Origin of the sequence: Streptomyces sp. NPDC052701, from assembly GCF_040678355.1 — a bacterium.
Lineage (GTDB): Bacteria > Actinomycetota > Actinomycetes > Streptomycetales > Streptomycetaceae > Streptomyces.
Window position 1 is genome coordinate 340,525 of the sequence record NZ_JBFATO010000004.1, and the last position, 15,590, is coordinate 356,114.

15 protein-coding genes and 1 pseudogene are annotated in these 15,590 nt (G+C 73.1%); 11 read left to right on the forward strand and 5 right to left on the reverse strand.

Going from position 1 to position 15,590, the window contains the following annotated elements; all coding sequences use genetic code 11:
* Positions 1-124 precede the first annotated feature (124 nt).
* On the reverse strand, positions 125-502 hold the full coding sequence (locus AB0L29_RS08310; protein WP_365824630.1) for a MerR family transcriptional regulator: 378 nt from the start codon (positions 500-502) through the stop codon (positions 125-127).
* A 75-nt stretch (positions 503-577) separates the two neighbouring features.
* On the opposite strand from AB0L29_RS08310, the gene AB0L29_RS08315 reads away from it, so the two are divergent.
* Positions 578-1,306, forward strand: a complete 729-nt coding sequence (locus AB0L29_RS08315; RefSeq protein ID WP_365824632.1) for an SDR family oxidoreductase — start codon at positions 578-580, stop codon at positions 1,304-1,306.
* Positions 1,307-1,402: 96 nt separating this feature from the next.
* Here AB0L29_RS08315 and AB0L29_RS08320 read toward each other — a convergent pair.
* From AB0L29_RS08320 to AB0L29_RS08330, 3 genes and pseudogenes are all read right to left on the reverse strand, one after another.
* Positions 1,403-1,561, reverse strand: a pseudogene (locus AB0L29_RS08320) (IS630 family transposase); the annotation flags it as partial.
* A 234-nt stretch (positions 1,562-1,795) separates the two neighbouring features.
* On the reverse strand, positions 1,796-2,704 hold the full coding sequence (locus tag AB0L29_RS08325) for an MBL fold metallo-hydrolase (protein WP_365824634.1): 909 nt from the start codon (positions 2,702-2,704) through the stop codon (positions 1,796-1,798).
* Complete coding sequence (locus tag AB0L29_RS08330; RefSeq protein ID WP_365824636.1) at positions 2,701-3,948, reverse strand: MFS transporter; 1,248 nt, start codon at positions 3,946-3,948, stop codon at positions 2,701-2,703. The genes AB0L29_RS08325 and AB0L29_RS08330 overlap by 4 nt, the downstream gene beginning before the upstream one ends.
* A 117-nt stretch (positions 3,949-4,065) precedes the next feature.
* Here AB0L29_RS08330 and AB0L29_RS08335 point away from each other — a divergent pair, with 117 nt between their 5' ends.
* From AB0L29_RS08335 to glgA, 4 genes are all read left to right on the forward strand, one after another.
* Positions 4,066-4,284: a hypothetical protein gene (locus AB0L29_RS08335; RefSeq protein WP_365824638.1), complete on the forward strand. Its 219-nt coding sequence runs from the start codon at positions 4,066-4,068 to the stop codon at positions 4,282-4,284.
* A complete protein-coding gene (locus AB0L29_RS08340) occupies positions 4,271-5,668 on the forward strand; it encodes an amidase (protein ID WP_365824640.1) in 1,398 nt (465 codons plus the stop codon). The genes AB0L29_RS08335 and AB0L29_RS08340 overlap by 14 nt, the downstream gene beginning before the upstream one ends.
* Before the next feature lie 606 nt (positions 5,669-6,274).
* Entirely contained in the window at positions 6,275-6,841 is a 567-nt protein-coding gene (locus AB0L29_RS08345) for a TetR/AcrR family transcriptional regulator (protein WP_365824642.1), read from the forward strand.
* Positions 6,842-7,508: 667 nt separating this feature from the next.
* Complete coding sequence (glgA, locus tag AB0L29_RS08350; protein ID WP_365824644.1) at positions 7,509-8,702, forward strand: glycogen synthase; 1,194 nt, start codon at positions 7,509-7,511, stop codon at positions 8,700-8,702.
* Positions 8,703-8,771: 69 nt separating this feature from the next.
* Here glgA and AB0L29_RS08355 read toward each other — a convergent pair whose 3' ends face one another.
* Positions 8,772-9,752, reverse strand: a complete 981-nt coding sequence (locus AB0L29_RS08355) for an SMP-30/gluconolactonase/LRE family protein (protein ID WP_365824646.1) — start codon at positions 9,750-9,752, stop codon at positions 8,772-8,774.
* A gap of 358 nt (positions 9,753-10,110) precedes the next feature.
* On the opposite strand from AB0L29_RS08355, the gene AB0L29_RS08360 reads away from it, so the two are divergent.
* The 6 genes from AB0L29_RS08360 (at position 10,111) to AB0L29_RS08385 (ending at position 15,181) form a co-directional block, all read left to right on the forward strand.
* On the forward strand, positions 10,111-10,521 hold the full coding sequence (locus tag AB0L29_RS08360; protein WP_365824648.1) for a hypothetical protein: 411 nt from the start codon (positions 10,111-10,113) through the stop codon (positions 10,519-10,521).
* Positions 10,522-10,580: 59 nt separating this feature from the next.
* Positions 10,581-11,480: an alpha/beta fold hydrolase gene (locus tag AB0L29_RS08365; protein ID WP_365824650.1), complete on the forward strand. Its 900-nt coding sequence runs from the start codon at positions 10,581-10,583 to the stop codon at positions 11,478-11,480.
* Positions 11,481-11,681: 201 nt separating this feature from the next.
* Positions 11,682-12,794: a low temperature requirement protein A gene (locus tag AB0L29_RS08370; RefSeq protein WP_365824652.1), complete on the forward strand. Its 1,113-nt coding sequence runs from the start codon at positions 11,682-11,684 to the stop codon at positions 12,792-12,794.
* A gap of 150 nt (positions 12,795-12,944) precedes the next feature.
* Entirely contained in the window at positions 12,945-13,253 is a 309-nt protein-coding gene (locus AB0L29_RS08375) for a muconolactone Delta-isomerase family protein (protein ID WP_365824654.1), read from the forward strand.
* Between the two features lie 50 nt (positions 13,254-13,303).
* A complete protein-coding gene (locus AB0L29_RS08380) occupies positions 13,304-13,828 on the forward strand; it encodes a nuclear transport factor 2 family protein (protein WP_365824656.1) in 525 nt (174 codons plus the stop codon).
* A 63-nt stretch (positions 13,829-13,891) separates the two neighbouring features.
* Positions 13,892-15,181 carry an MFS transporter gene (locus AB0L29_RS08385; protein WP_365824658.1) on the forward strand — a complete coding sequence of 430 codons (1,290 nt, stop codon included), beginning with the start codon at positions 13,892-13,894 and terminating at the stop codon, positions 15,179-15,181.
* Positions 15,182-15,590 lie beyond the last annotated feature (409 nt).

A 15,590-nucleotide genomic window follows, 5' to 3' on the forward strand; every position in this document is an offset into this window, starting at 1 on the left:
GCGCCCTGCCCGGACACCGGAAATCGCGTCGGCCGCCCGACAACGGTTTCCCCTCCACGACTCCTCATCGCCCCGACCAAGACAGCGAGGTCAGATCGCTGATGAGACGTCCGGCCGACCGCGTCTACGGGTGCGTGTCCGTGATCGCGATGACCTCGTCGAGGCGGTCCAGGGCGGCCTGCAGGTCGTCGATCTTTGCCGCGATGCGCTCGCGCTCGGCGCGCAGCATGGCCCGTTGCCCGGCGTCGGTGTGTCCGGAGTCCCAGCACGGAAGGAGTTCGGTGATCCTTCGGCTGGTCAGGCCGGCGGCGAACATCTGCTGGAAGAAGCGGACCAGGGTGATGGCGTCCTGCCGGTACAGGCGCTGGCCGGACGGGCTGCGCTCCGCGACGAGCAGCCCCTGCTGCTCGTAGTAGCGCACGGCGCGCACCGAGACGCCGGCACCCCGTGCCACCTCGCCGATGCGGATCAACCGCTCCGCTGGGGCCGCCGTGACAGTCATGGTGATTCCCCTCACCCCTGGCCCTGAGACCAGCGCTTGCCTCTGACGTTAGCGTCAGGTTTTAGCGTACCGGCCATGGACATCAACAACTCCGTCGCCCTTGTCACCGGAGCCAACCGCGGCCTGGGCCGCGCCTTCGCCCAGCGCCTGCTCGAACGGGGCGCCCGCAAGGTCTACGCGACGGCCCGCCGACCGGAGACCGTGGACCTGCCCGGGGTCGAGGTGCTGCCCCTCGACATCACCGATCCCGCATCCGTGAAGGCCGCCGCCGAGGCCGCCCCGGACGTCTCGCTGCTCATCAACAACGCGGGAATCAGTACGGGGACCGACCTGGTGACCGGCTCGCTGGACGCGGTGCGGCACGAGCTGGAGACCAACATGTTCGGCCACCTCGGAATGATCCGGGAGTTCGCGCCGGCGCTCGCCAGGAACGGCGGGGGCGCGATCGTCAACGTCCTCTCCGCCATGTCGTGGTTCGGGAGCAAGGGCGCCAATGCCTACCACCTGACCAAGGCCGCCGCCTGGGCCATGACCAACGGCGTCCGCCTGGAGCTCGCCGAGCAGGGCACGCTCGTCACAGCGGTACACCTCGGCCTGGCCGACACCGACATGGCCGCGGGCTGGCCCGTGGACAAGATCGCGCCGTCGGACCTGGCCGACGCGGCACTCGACGGTGTCGAGGCGGGCTCCGCCGAGGTCCTGGCCGACCAGTGGAGCCGGGACGTCAAGTCCCGTCTGCCGCTGACGCCGGAAGAGTTCAACGCCGCAATGGACCGCGCCCTGGCGGCGCTGATGGCGGCCTGAGGGGCCCCTCGGGCGGCACGACCTCGGTCGGCTGCTTCTCCATCGGCCTCTCGAACTCGTCTGCTGGAGGTTGAACTCGTGGTGTCGTGCCGCTGATCAGGCGGGTCCGATGGTCAGGCCGGTCCCGGCGAGGCAGCCGTCCATGAGGTGACTGCGGTACTGGATGAGGCGTAAGCCGCGCCGGATGCGCCGGTCGAGGTGTTCGGGGGTACTGAAGGCGACGTCGGAGAGCCTTCCGCGTCGCAGGAGGGACCAGTTGTCCCCCATGTGTCCCCCGGTTCTCACCCCTCCAGCCACGCCGCAGAACCGCCTGACAAACCAAGCGGCCCGGGCCCCCACGGTGGGGCCCCGGGCCGCTTCATGCTGCTGGGACGTACCGGACGCCGAAAACCCTCTTCCCCTACGCAGCCACCTCGGCGGGCGGGATCCCGCTGTTCAGCCACGCTGTCAGTGGCCACGGTGCTGCAACGAGACGACGGCGACGCCGGTTCAGCCGTGGGAAGCAGCGGTGGGCGGGACAGGTTCGAGCCGGTACGCCCGTCCGTGCTTCACGACCCGGCCGGCGGTGGGCGGAGGAAAGTGAGTGCCGAGGACCAGGGTGTCGGTGCCGACCAGGGAAGCGAGCAGTCGGCGGCGGGTGTTCTCGGCCATGTCCGGGTCGATGTCTGCGCAGCTGCCGATGCCGGGACGGGCGAACTGCACGGGGTGGTGCACGCAGTCCCCGGTGATCACTGCCCTGGCGGAGCCGCTGGTCAACTCGACTGCGAGGTGGCCCGGGGTGTGTCCAGGAGTGGGGAGCAGGCGCAGGCCCGGCGCGACCTCGACGCCGTCGTCGGGGACATCGACGAGGTCGAGCAGCCCGGCGTCCTCGACGGGCTGGACGGAGTCGCGGAACATCTGTCGGCGGGGCTCGTCCATGGCGTACCCGGCCCAGAACTCGCGTTCCGCGCGAGCCGTGAGATAGCGGGCGTTGGGGAAGGTGGGGGCCCAGCCGCCGCCCCGCTCGTGGGTGTTCCAGCCGACGTGATCGGTGTGCAGGTGGGTGAGGATGACCAAGTCGACGGAGTCCGGGGCGAACCCGGCGGTGGTGAGACGCTCCAGGTAGTCGGTGGCGAGGCCGTTCCAGGCCGGGTTGGCGCGCGGCTTGCCGTTGCCGATGCCGGTATCGACCAGGACGCGCAGCCCGCCCGCTTCCAGGGCAAAGCTGTGGCTGTCGACGCGTACGACACCCTCGGCGTCCGCGAAGTCGGGGCGGAGCCAGTCCTCGTTGGCGATGATGTCCGGGGTGGCCTCGGGCAGCAGCCAGGGGCCGGTGGCGGGGGGCAGTGCGGTTTCGTCGATGCGGTGAACGGTGATACCGCCGACGGTCCAGGAGGGGAGGGTCGGGGAGGTGGTCATGGCCGGTCGGCTCCTCGGGGCGGCGCGGTGGCCCGCGCGGACGGGATCACGGTGAGAGTCACCACGGCCGCCGCGGCGAGCAGGGCGGCCGTCAGGGCGTAGACATGGGTGGTGGCCAGCAGGCCGTAGCGGCCGGCGGCGGCACCGGCCGCGAGCGCCGGCACACTCATGGAGAGGTAGCTGAGGACGTAGTAGGCGGTGAGGGTGGCGGCACGGTCGCGCTCGGGCAGCCTGGTGAGGGTCAGCCGCAGCGCGCCCTGCGACACGGCACCGAAGGCCGCCCCTGCCAGCACCGCGCCGCCGAACAGGGCGGGCAGGCCGCCGCCGTGTGTGCCGTGGAGGGTGAGGGCCGTTGCGCCGACGAGGGCGCAACAGCCGGCCACCACGGTGACCGGGGGCCGGGGGCGCCGCAGCGCCCAGATGGTGGCCGCCGCCGCAGTGGTCACCGCGAAGAAGAGCAGGCCGCCAGCCATGTCGGCGGCATGCGGGGCCACGGTGCGGGCCAGTGCCGGGCCGAGGGAGGAGTAGAAGCCGCCAAGCGCCCAGACGGCTGCCACGCCCGCGCCGGTGCGCAGCAGGGCGCGGCGGGCGGAGGAAGGCACGGACAGCCGAGGGCGTAGGGAGCGCCAGGCCCCGTGGCGTCCGCCCGCTGTCTCCACGGTGAAGGCGACGGCGACGGCCTGTGCGGTGAACAGTGCGCCCAGCAAGAGGTACACGGTGCCGGGGGGAGCGGATGCGAACCGTACGAGGAGGGTGGAGAACAATGCCCCGGCCGCCATGCCCGCGGCCGGCGCGATGCTGTTGGCGAGCGCGGCGCGGCCCGGGCGGGCGGGGTCGGCGAGGTCGAGGAGGGCGGCGCCCGCGGCGCTGGTCGCGACGGCGGTGGCCACACCCTGCAAGGTTCGGGCGGCGATCAGGTCGCCGGAATCGTCCGCCGCGGCGAGGAGCAGCATGGCGAAGGACTCGGCGGTCAGCGCGCCCACCAGCACCGGGCGCCGCCCGAGGTGGTCGGAGAGGGCGCCGGTGGTGAGCAGGGCGAGGAGCAGCGCGAGGGCGTAGGCGCCGAAGACGGCGGTGACGGCAAGCGGGGACAGGTCCCACTGGTCCTGGTAGTGCGGATACAGCGGGGTCGGGGCGCTCGACGCGGCCAGGAGTGTTGCCAGGACGGATGCGTGCAGGACGAAGGACACCCGGGCGAGGGGGGTGGTGGCAGGTGCGGGGGCGCCCGGCGAGGCGCTGGGCATGGGGCTCCTCTTTGTCTTCCGCCGAGGTCATCGGAGAACTAAAAGCTATCCGTTTGCTTTAAGGCACAGTAAGCCCTACCGTCCCCTAAAGCAAACTCTTAGCTTTTAGGAGCCGACGTGTCCGCACCGGATCTCACACCGCAGGAAGCGGCCCGCTGGGCCGGCCGCTGCGGGCTGCCCCTGCCCGTCGATCGGCACGCCCCCGTGGCGGCCACCGCCCAGTACATCCACTCCGTGGTGTCGGTACTGCGGGAGCTGGACTTCGGCGACACGCCTCCCGCCGGCGCCTACCGCGTCCACCACACCGAGGAGGGGCAGTTCGATGCAGCCGTATGAGATGACCCTCGCCGCCGCCGCCGAGGCGATCCGGCAGCGTCGGCTGTCCCCGGTCGAGCTGGTCGACTCGGTCCTGGCGCGCGCCGAGCAGGTGGAGCCGCGCCTGTCCGCCTACGTGACGGTGACCGCCGACACGGCACGCCGGTCGGCCCGTGAGGCCGAACGGGCCGTCGTCGAGGGGCGGGTCAGCGGGCCGCTGCACGGCATTCCGATGGGGCTGAAGGATCTCATCGATGTCGCAGGAACGGCCACCACCGCCAGTTCCCGGGTCCGAGCCGGTCATCGCGCGGAGAGTGACAGCACCGTCGCGGCCCGGCTGTCCGAAGCAGGAGCGGTGCTCGTCGGCAAAACCCACACCCACGAGTTCGCCTACGGCCTGACCACGCCCCAGACGCAGAACGCCTGGGACCCCACCCGCGTCGCCGGCGGCTCCAGCGGCGGCTCCGCCGTCGCGGTGGCGGCCGGTGCCGCGACCTTCGCGCTGGGCACCGACACCGGCGGCTCGATCCGGGTGCCCGCCGCGCTGAACGGCGTCGTCGGCCTGAAGCCGACGTACGGTCTCGTGCCCCGGCACGGGGTGACCTCGCTTGCCTGGTCGCTGGACCACGTCGGTCCGATCGCCCGCACCGTCGAGGACGTCGCCCTGGTCCTCGGCGCTCTCGTCGGCCATGACCCGCGCGACCCGGCCAGTCTCTCCGGGGGCGCCCCGTCCGGGTACCGGCCGGTGTCACAAGAGGACCTGACGGGGCTGCGGATCGGCATTCCCGGCAACTACTACTTCGAGCACGTCGAACCGGAGGTGGAGACCGCGGTACGCCGTGCCATCGAACGCCTGGAGGAACTGGGCGCGCGGCCGGTCGGGATCGAGATACCGATGACCCGGTACATCCAGGCCACCCAGTGGGGCCTCATGGTGCCGGAGGCCACCGCTTACCACGAGCGCACCCTGCGCGCGGTGCCCGACCTGTACCGCGAGGACGTCCGGATCCTCCTGGAGGCGGGTGAGCTGATGTCGGCCGGGGACTACCTGCGCGCGCAGCGGGCGCGCACCCTGATGCGCCGGGAATGGGCGGCGATGCTGCGGCAGGTCGACGTCATTGCCGCACCCGCGGTGCCGATGACCGCCGTGCCGGCCCACCAGGAGAGCGTGACCTGGACCGACGGCACCACCGAGAGCGTCTCGGACGCCTACGTACGGCTGTCCGCACCGGCCAACATCACCGGGGTGCCCTCGCTTGCGGTACCGGTGGGCCGGGACCGGGCGGGGCTGCCGATCGCGATGCAACTGCTCGGGCGTCCGCTTGCCGAGGACCTTCTCCTGCGGGTGGGGCACGCCTACGAACTGGCGCAGCCGGGACAGGCGCTGGAGCCCTTGGCCGCCTGACCTCCTCCCCCGGACGGAACAGCCGGAGGCCGAGCCCGTGACGGCTCGGTCTCCGGCTGTCGCCGTTCGCGGGTGCGCCCAGGCATCCCGCACTCCCGCTCGGAGCAGTTCCGCGAGCGCTCGGGCGCATCCCTCGAGAATCCGCTCGCCCTTCTCCGCGGCGGCGGGACGGGCGTCGCCCGCAGTGCCGTCGGGTGCCACGGCATCGAAGGGAACGGAGCGGTACACCGCTGCCCGGCGGAGCTCACCGCCAGCAGGACGACCGCCTCCTGCTCGACGAGGACTCCCGGCTGGGAGCGGTCAGGTGGTTCCAGCGGGTCCCCGGCATGGCGATTCCCCTCACGGGAGGTCAAGGCGAAATATCAGCATTAATGCTGCTGAGTTCACCGGCCGCTGGGGCCTGTCGTCAAACTTCCGTCGTCCGCCCGGAGGGCGGGCCCCGCGGCGTCGGGTGCGTGCTCCCGGCGTGCCGGGCGCCGGCCCTCGTACTGGATATGTACTCGGGTCCGCGCCCGGTGCGGCGAGAGGGCGTGCAGGGCGTCGCGGGGCAGGCGGGAGTTCGACGACAGGCCCTAGAAGCAATGGCTTTGCCTTAAGGTGAGCATTATGAGCCGTAAGCCGATGGTGCGTCCCGGGGGGCGCAGCGCCCGGGTCCAGCAGTCGGTGCACCAGGCCGTGCGGGAGTTGACCGCCGAGGTGGGGCGCGACGCCCTGACCGTGCCGATGATCGCCGCGCGGGCCGAGGTCACCCCGTCGACCGTCTACCGCCGCTGGGGAGATCTTCAAGAACTGCTGTCGGACGTGGCCGTGGAGCGGCTGCGCCCGGAGGGCGATCCGGAGGATCACGGGGACCTCGCTGCGGACCTGATGGCGTGGGCGGAGGAGTTTCTGGAAGAAATGTCCTCCCCCGCCGGCCGCGCCTACATCCGTGACGCCCTGCTGGGTGACCCGGACGGCAGCAACGCAGGTCAGTGCTCGGCGTACGCCGCCGGGCAGATCGGCATCATCCTGTCCCGGGCTGCCGACCGGGGCCAGGCCGCGCCCGACGTGGAGACGGTGATCGACCGGGTCGTGGCACCGGTGATGTACCGCATCCTCTTCCGCCCCGGCGCCCTGGACCTCCCCTACGCCCGGCGGCTGGTGAACGAGCTGCTCAAGACGCCAGGCACCTGACCCTCGTGCGGGCCCGGTGGCGGAGAAGCCACCCTCGACGGCTGTCACGGAGCAGGACGCCACTTCGGCTCCCGTCCCGTCACAGCCTGCCGCCGCCCCGCGCGCGGCGCGGTGAGCAGCAGGTCGGCGATGGGCTGGCACACCACCCGCCAAGCACCTTCCAAGCGCTTGGCCGAAGGTTCGAGTCCTGCCGGGGGTGCGAACATCCTCTGACCAGCGGAAACGCTGGTCATTTTCGTGTCCGGCCCGATGTGCGGCCCGCCGGGACCGAGCGCCTTGCCGGGCGATGCGCCGCCCGGGTGCGGCGGGCGGGTGCGGCGCCCCGGTGCGACGGGCGGGTGCGGCGGGCGGGTGCGGGGCGCGCCGGCGCTCCGCGGGAAGCCCGGGCGGCTCGCCGCCGCCCCCTCCTCCGGCCCGCGCGAGGCCGCCGGTGGCGGGCCGGCGCCGGCGGCGCGGGCCGCCGGCCGGGTGGGCGCATGTGGTTACCGTGCGCCCGAGGGGGCCCGCGGTCCGTGTCCGAGTCCCCCGTCGTCATACGGCCGCGGGCTCCCGGAAAGGCCAGTTCAGGCATCTCGCGACCGTTCCGCCGCCGGCTGACCGTGTGTTCCGGCGCGGGCCGCGGCTGCCCTGACGGCCCCGCCCAGGACCGCCGACCTCAGGAAAACGGATGAAGACACGTGTCGATCTGCTCACCAAGGAGTACCCGCCGGAGACGTACGGCGGCGCCGGAGTCCACGTCGCCGAACTCGCCAGGGCGCTGAGGCCGTTGGTGGACCTGCGGGTGCACTGCTTCGGCGCGCCCCGGGACGAGGAGGGCGTGACCGCCTACCGCGAGCCCCGGCTCGGTGAGGACGCCAACAGCGCGCTGCGCACCCTCGGCGCGAACGTGGAGATGGCGGCGGGCTGCGCCGGCGCCGAACTGGTGCACAGCCACACCTGGTACGCCAACGGGGCCGGACACCTGGCCCGCACCCTCTACGGCATCCCCCATGTGGTCACCACGCACAGCCTGGAGCCGCTGCGCCCGTGGAAGGCCGAACAACTGGGCGCCGGCTACGCGCTGTCCTCCCTGGTGGAGCGCACCGCGCTGCGGCACGCCGACGCGGTGATCGCGGTGTCGCGCGCGATGCGCGAGGACGTCCTGCGCGTCCACCCCGACATCGACCCCGACCGCGTCCACGTCGTGCACAACGGCATCGACACCGCCGTGCACCGGCCCGAGCACGGCACCGGGGCACTGCGCCGGTACGGGATCGACCCCGCGCGTCCCCTCGTGGTGTTCGTGGGCCGGGTCGCCCGGCAGAAAGGGCTGCCCCATCTGCTGCGGGCCGCCTTCGAGATGGACCCCGGGGCGCAGCTGGTGCTGTGCTGCGGCCGACCGGACACCGAGGGGATCGCCCAGGAGACGGACGCGCTGGTCGACGCGCTCCGCCGCTCGCGCGGCGGGGTGATCCGCATCGACGGCATGCTCGACCAGCTCTCCCTGCGCCAACTGCTCACCCACGCGAGCGTGTTCGTCTGCCCCTCGCTGTACGAGCCGATGGGGATCGTCAACCTGGAGGCGATGGCCTGCGGCACGGCCGTGGTGGCGACGGCCACCGGCGGCATCCCCGAGGTCGTCGTGGACGGCGAGACCGGTCTGCTCGTGCCCGTGGAGCAGGAGCGGGACGGCACGGGGACTCCGCTCGACCCGAAGCGGTTCGCCTCCGACCTGGCCTCGGCCGTCAACCGGCTGATCGCCGATCCCGGGCTCGCCCGGGCCATGGGCGCGGCGGGCCGGATCCGGGCCGAGAAGCTGTTCGGGTGGGACGAGGTGGCGCGGCAGGTGCACGCCGTCTACCGGCGGGTGCTGGAGCGGTGACGCGCGAGCGGGAGCCGGGCGGCGGGCGCGGTCTCGCGGCACCACCCGGCTCCCGCTCGCCGGTACGGCTCAGATGCCGGACAGCCTGCCGACGGTGAACGGCAGGTCCAGCGTGGCGAAGCCGTACTGGGAGCGCACCACGTGCAGGGAGCCGTCCTTGCGGATCAGCGTGGTCGGGTGCTGCAGCGCGGGATCGCCGAGCTGCTGCTCGACCACCGCGGTGGTGCCGTCGGCGGAGATCGCCACGCGGCTGATCCGGTCGGTGCCGAAGTGCGCGACCCACAGTTTGTTCTTCTCCAGCAGCAGCCCGTCGCCGGCGACCAGGCCGGCGCCGCTCACCTTCACCTTGGTCACGGCCTTCGAGGCCAGGCCGATGCGGAACAGGTCGCCGGTGGCCGAGTCGACGACGAGCAGGTGGCTCCCGGTGGGGTCCGCCTCGATGCCGTTGAGCGTGAGCGTGCCCTCGGGCTGCGGGGTGACCACGCCGGTGAGGTCGAATCCGACGGGGAGGGTGCGGGCGGTGCCGCCCGCCGCGACCGCCTCGGACACCTGGGTCTCCGTCAGCCGGTAGACGACCTTGAGGGTCGAGTCGGTCAGGTAGGCGGTGCCGTCCGGGGCGAAGTCCAGGTCGTTGAGGACGGAGCCGGCGGGGGCCGGGGTGGCGAAGCGGGCCAGGCGCTTGCCGGTCGCCGTCTCGTACAGGGTCACGCCCGCCTTGTCGTTGACCCAGAGCCGGCCCCGTCTGTCGATGTCGGTGCCCATCGCGTGGTCCCGGCCGTCCGATCCGGCGGGCAGGAAGACCTCGGCCTTGGCCGCGCCGGGGGCGGTCCGGTACACGGCCCCGGTGCCGAAGGACGTGACGTAGAGGCTGCCCGTCTTCGGGTCCAGCACCATGCCCTCGGGGTAGGCGTCGTCGTCGGGCAGGGCGATCGCGCCGGTCACCTGCAGACCGCCGTCGGCGGCGGCGGGCACGGTGGCCTGCAGGCCGCAGAGCCCGGCGAGGGCCAGGCCGAGGGCGGCCAGGCGGTGACGGGTACGGGAAAGGCGCATGGGTGTCCCCTTTCGAAGAGTCCCGCGGTTTCGGGACGGCTCGGGACGGTGCCGCGGAAAGGCGCCGTCGGCGTGAGCGGACCTTATGGCCGAACCGTGATGGCGTCCGGGGCCGAAAATCTCCCCGGAGGAGCCGCCCGTACCCGATCGACCAGGTGAATCGGCGTGCGGAGCGGGGCGGACCATGGCCGACGACGTCCCGTCGGGAAGGCCGACTTTCGTATGTGACGCGGCGTATTCCGCATGGTATGCGCAATTCCGCTTGTTCCGGGGGGCGGTGCCGGGCCGCGGGCGGCGACCACAGGAAGTCCGCGGGCGTTCGTTGACCGTGCCGCCGCGAGACGCGAACGTCCTGGCAATGAACTCCGCCGCACACCGACGCGACGTCATCGAGGCCCGCGCGCGCACGGCCCGGTGCGCCGAACGGCGTACGGGGGATGCGTCGCACGGGGTGACCGCCGGCGAGGCGCACCTCGGCCGCACCGGCCGGGCCGGCGGCGCGCCCGCCGCCGTCGGCCGGCCGGCCCTCGCGGCCGCCCGGTCCGCACCGCCCGGCGGCTCCCCGGCCTCCTCGGTCCCCTCGGTCCGGCACGAGACCGGCGGCGCCCCGCCCGCCGTGGACGGCGGGAGCCGCACGGCGGTGGTGAGCGCCGCGTTCCGCGCGGCCCGCCGCCCGTCCGCCGGGCACGGCGTCCCGCCGCGGGCGCCCGGCGGACGGTACGGCTTCCGTCCGGCGCGGCCGGGCGGCGGATCGGCAGCGCGGCGATGACACCCGCCCGGGGTGACGGGTCCCGGCCCGCCGGCCCCCCACACACCGAGAGGACCCCCATGACCCAGCGCGAGACCGTCGTCTTCCCCGGCGACCGGGCCAAGCTCACCGGCACCCTCTTCCTGCCCGCCGACACCCCCGGCACCGGGCCCTCGCGCCTGCCGGCCGTCGTGGTCGCCGGCACCTGGACCAGCGTCAAGGAACAGATGGCCGACCGGTACGCCGAACGCCTGGCCCGGCTCGGCTACGCGGCCCTCTCCTTCGACTTCACCGGGTTCGGGGAGTCCGGGGGCGAACCGCGCGACTACGAGTCGCCCGCGCAGAAGACCGACGACCTCCGCCACGCGGTGACGTTCCTGGCCGGGCACCCCCGCGTCGACGTCGGCCGGATCGGCGCGCTGGGCATCTGCGCGGGCGCCATGTACGTGTCCGCGAACGCCGTGGACGATCCCCGGGTGCGCTCCCTGGCCCTGGTGGCGCCGTGGCTGCACGACGCGCGCGTCTGCCGTGACGCCTACGGCGGCGAGGCCGAGGTGGCGCGGCGCGTCGCGGCCGGACGGGCGGCGCGGGCGGCGTACGAGGCGACCGGCGAGGTCGAGTACGTGCCGATGGTCAGCGCCCGGGACCCGCGCGCCGCGCTGCCGTACGAGATCGACTTCTACCTCAGCCCCGAGCGGGGCGGCATCCCGGCCTGGCCCAACCGGTTCGCCGTCATGTCGTGGGCCGAGTGGCTCACCTTCGACGCCCTCGCGCTCGCCCCGCGGCTGGACCGGCCGACCCTGCTGGTGCACAGCCCGGACGCGGCGATCCCGGACGGGGCCCGCCGCTTCCACGAGTCGCTCGCCGGTCCCGCCCGGATCCACTGGACGACGGGCACGCAGTTCGACTTCTACGACCGGGAACCGCAGGTGAGCATCGCCGTGGAGGAGGCCGGCCGGCACTTCCGCGACACCCTGTGACGCTTTCCCCGCGCCCGCCCGGCGCCTCCCCGGGGACTTCCGGCATTTCTTTGGCGCCTTTCGACCTCAGAATGTCCAGAAGATTCCTTTGCGGTGGCGCCGAGGCGTGCCATTACCTTTGCGGCCATGTCTCATGTCCCGCCGAATGTGCGTACGGTAGACGTTCCGGAAGACGTTTCGGCCAATGAGAACGACGCCCGGGTGACCACGCTCGAGCTCTTCTTCGACCTCGCCTTCGTCTTCAACTTCACCCAGCTCGCCCGGCTGCTGAGCCAGGACATGTCCGCTCGCGGCGTGCTGCAGGTGTTCCTGATCTTCTGGCTGCTGTGGTGGATGTACGGCGGATACGCCTGGCTCACCAACCACCTGCCGCCGCACCGCAAGAGGCACCGGCTGCTCCTGCTGCTCGGCATGGCCGCGTTCCTGGTGCTGGGCCTGACCACGCCGAACGCGTTCGACGGCGACGGCGTCGCCTTCGGCGCCGGTTACCTGGTGATCGTCAGCGTGCACGCGCTGCTGTTCGCGTTCGGCGGCCCCCGGGCCGCCCGGAACATGCTGCGCATAGCGCCCTTCCACGTCGCCGCGGCGCTGCTGGTCATCGGGGCCGGGCTGCTGGACGGGCCGGTCATGTACCTGTGCTGGGCGAGCGCGGTCGCCCTGGAGATCGCCGCTCCCTACCTCAACGGCGTGTCCGGGTTCTCCCTGAAACCCGGGCACTTCGTGGAACGGCACGGGCTCCTCATGATCATCGCCCTCGGGGACTCGTTCCTCGCGCTCGGCGTCGGCACCAACGGCGGACACGCGGGGCTCTCCGTGGTCACCACCGCCGTGCTCATCTTCGTGATCCCCGCCTGCCTGTGGTGGGTCTACTTCGACGAGTCGGAGAAGGCCAGGCGGGCCGAGTGGGCCCTGGACCGCAAGGATCCCGCCGAGCGTTCCCGGCTGGCGCTCACCGCGTTCTTCTACGCCCACATCCCCATGCTGCTCGGGCTGATCCTGATCGCCGCGGCGATCAAGAAGACGATATCCGAGCCCTTCGCGGAACTGGCCCTGACCCCGGCCCTCGCACTGGCCGGCGGAGTCTCCCTGTACCTGGCCGGCATCGCCTGGTTCCACGGAATCCTCAGGATCGGCCCGCAGCGCTTCCACTACATCGCGGCGTGCCTGGCGGTGCTGGCCATCCCGGTCGGTCACCTCCTCGCGGCCGTGGCCGAGGTGGCCCTGCTCGGGGTGGTCATCGTCAGCGCCCTGTTCAGCGACCACCGCTGGACCGTGCGGACCGGGGACATCTGCCGGGAGCACCCCGGCCGGTAGCCGAGGTCAGATAGTGACGGGCCGTTTCCTGGCGGCCGCCCGGCCGCTCTTCCATCCTGCTGCAGAAGCCCCGCACCGATTTCCGGTCCGGGAATTCCGGTGCGGAAAACCGGCACAGCCCCAGCGATCACCGGCACTGAGGGAGTCGACATGCTGTTCTACGTGCAGATGAAGTGGAACCACGAGGGGCGTATTTCGCTCGACGAGCTGTGGGAGCTCGAGCAGGAAGAGGCCGAACACGCCCAGGAGACGGTCGAGTCGGGTTTCTGCGTGGGCATCTGGAAGGTCGCCGCCCAAAAGCGCGTCATCGCCATCATCGACTCGCCCGACGCCGAGGAACTCGACCGCACCGCGCTCGGCCGCCTGCCCATGCGCGAGTACCTGGAGTTCGAGGAGGTCTGGCCGCTCCGCGACTACCTGGGATTCGCCGACGACGTCAAGCAGCGCTACAAGGTCTGAGGGCGCCGACGACACATGTCCGCGTTTCTCCACATCTACGGGAGAAGACAATGCGCCACCGCATCATCGTTCCACTGGCGTTGACGGCCGCGCTGCTGACGGCCTGCTCCTCCGGCACGGACGAGGAGTCGTCCGGCAACGAGGAAGTGCGGGTCTCCGCCGCTCCGTCCGGCGCCTCCGACACCTCCGAAACTTCCGGCACCTCCGGCGACACCGGCCGGCAGGCCGGGGGTTCGTCCAGGTCCGGGAAGCCCGCGAACAACCCCGTGGCCCAGCGCTACGTGGACGCCGTCGCCGACGAGGACGTCGCCGCGCTGGCGGCCGCCTTCCACGAGGACGCCGTGCTCAACGAGCCCGGGCGGACCTTCCAGGGCCGCGACGCGATCCGGGAGTGGGCCGCCGCCGAGGTCATCGGCGGCCGGCTGACCGTCCTCGACGACACCCCCAAGCGCGACGGGACCACCCTGCTGCTGCGGTTCGCGCACCGCGGGGAGAGCGGCGACGGCTTCCGCGCCCGGTACGAGTTCACCGAGCGGGACGGGCTCATCGGCCGGCTCGACCTGGAGTACGCCTGATGCCCGCCCGCCGCGCGCGCGGCACCGGGCCCGTCCGCCGTCCCCCGGCGAAGGAGGCCGACCATGAGTGACCCCGCTCCGCCCGGCGGCGGCCCGCGCGGCAACCGCCTGGCGCTGGCCACGCTCGGTCTCGGCGCCTTCGTCATCGGGACCGCGGAACTCGTCGTCGTCGGCGTGCTGAACCTCATCGCCGACGACCTGGACGTCTCCGCGGGCACCGCGGGACTCCTCGTCACCGCCTACGCGCTGGGCATCGCCGTGGGCGGTCCGCTGCTGACCGCGCTGACCATGCGGCTGCCCCGGCGCACCCTGCTGTGGCTCACCCTCGCGGTGTTCGTGGCCGGCAACGCCGTCGCCGTCGTCGGCGGTGTCTTCGGGATGCTGTTCGCGGCGCGCGTGCTGTGCGGTGCCCTGCACGGCCTGTTCGTGGGGGCCGCGACGACCGTGGCCACCGGGCTGGTCGCGCCGGACCACCGCGGCCAGGCCGTGGGCCTGGTGTTCGGCGGCATCTCCGTGGCCACGGTGCTCGGGGTGCCCGTCGGCACCGTGATCGGGCAGAACCTCGGCTGGCAGGCGACGTTCCTCGGCGTCGTCGTCCTCGGTGCGCTCGCGCTGCTCGCCGTGCTGCTCACCGTGCCCGCCGTGGACACCTCGAGCGGCGCCGACCTGCGCGCCCAGGCACGGCACGCCTTCGCGCCGCGCGTGCTGGCCATGCTGGCGACCTATCTGCTGCTGATGGGCTCGCAGTTCGTCGCCTTCACGTACCTGACCCCGTACGTGGAGGACGTCACCGGCATCCCCGCCGGTGCCGTCAGCGCCTTCCTGCTGATCTTCGGGGTGTCCAGTGCCGTCGGCACGTTCGGCGGCGGGCGCTTCGCGGACCGGGACGCGTCGGGCACGCTGCTGGCCGGCAACCTCGTGCTGATCGCCACGCTGGGCGCGCTGTACGCGTTCGGGTCCCACCCCGTCGCGGCCGGGATCCTGCTGGGCGTGTGGGGGCTGGTGGGCTTCGGCGTCACGCCGTCCCTCCAGCTGCGGGTGATCTCCCTGGCCGGTGAGGGCAGGGACCTCGCGGCCACGCTCGGCGCGTCGGCGGCCAACGCCGGGATCGCCCTGGGGGCCGCGCTGGGAGGCTGGGCGCTGTCCTCCCGGGGCGCGGACGCCGTGCCGCTGGTCGCCGCGGTCGCGCTGGCCGTGGCGCTGCCGGCGGTGTGGGCGACGCGGTTCCTGAAGGTGCCGGAGGCGGCCGGCACCGGGCCGGCCGGGTCCGCCGGGCCGGCCGAGACCGGCTCCGCGGCCGAGACCGGCTCCGCGGCCGGGACCGCCGGCCGCCTCGTCGACACCACGACCTAGCGGTACGGCCCACGGTGCCCGGGAGGGACCCCCGTCGCGGGGCGCCCTTCCGGGCTCCGGCGCGTCGCGGGTGCCCCGCGCCGGAGCGGCCGGGGAGGAGGGCCGGCTTCACCGGCTTCCCCGACTCCCCCGGCTCCGGCGGCGTGCTCCCCGGTCCCTTCGGGCGGCTTCGCCGGCAGGGGACCCGCCGGCGGCGTCTCCCGCCCCGTCCCCTTCCCGGGCGCTCCGGCTCCGCGCGCGCAGGACCGCGTGCCGCGCCCTTCGCTCCGCCCGGCGCCGAGCCCCGCCGCCGCCCTCCTGCGCCCGCCCCGCGGCAGGGCGCCCCGCGGCCGCGACGGCGGCCGACAGCCGCGGTGTACCGGTCCTGTGCGATGAGATCGACAGCAGTGCTCAGGTGCGCGTCGATCAG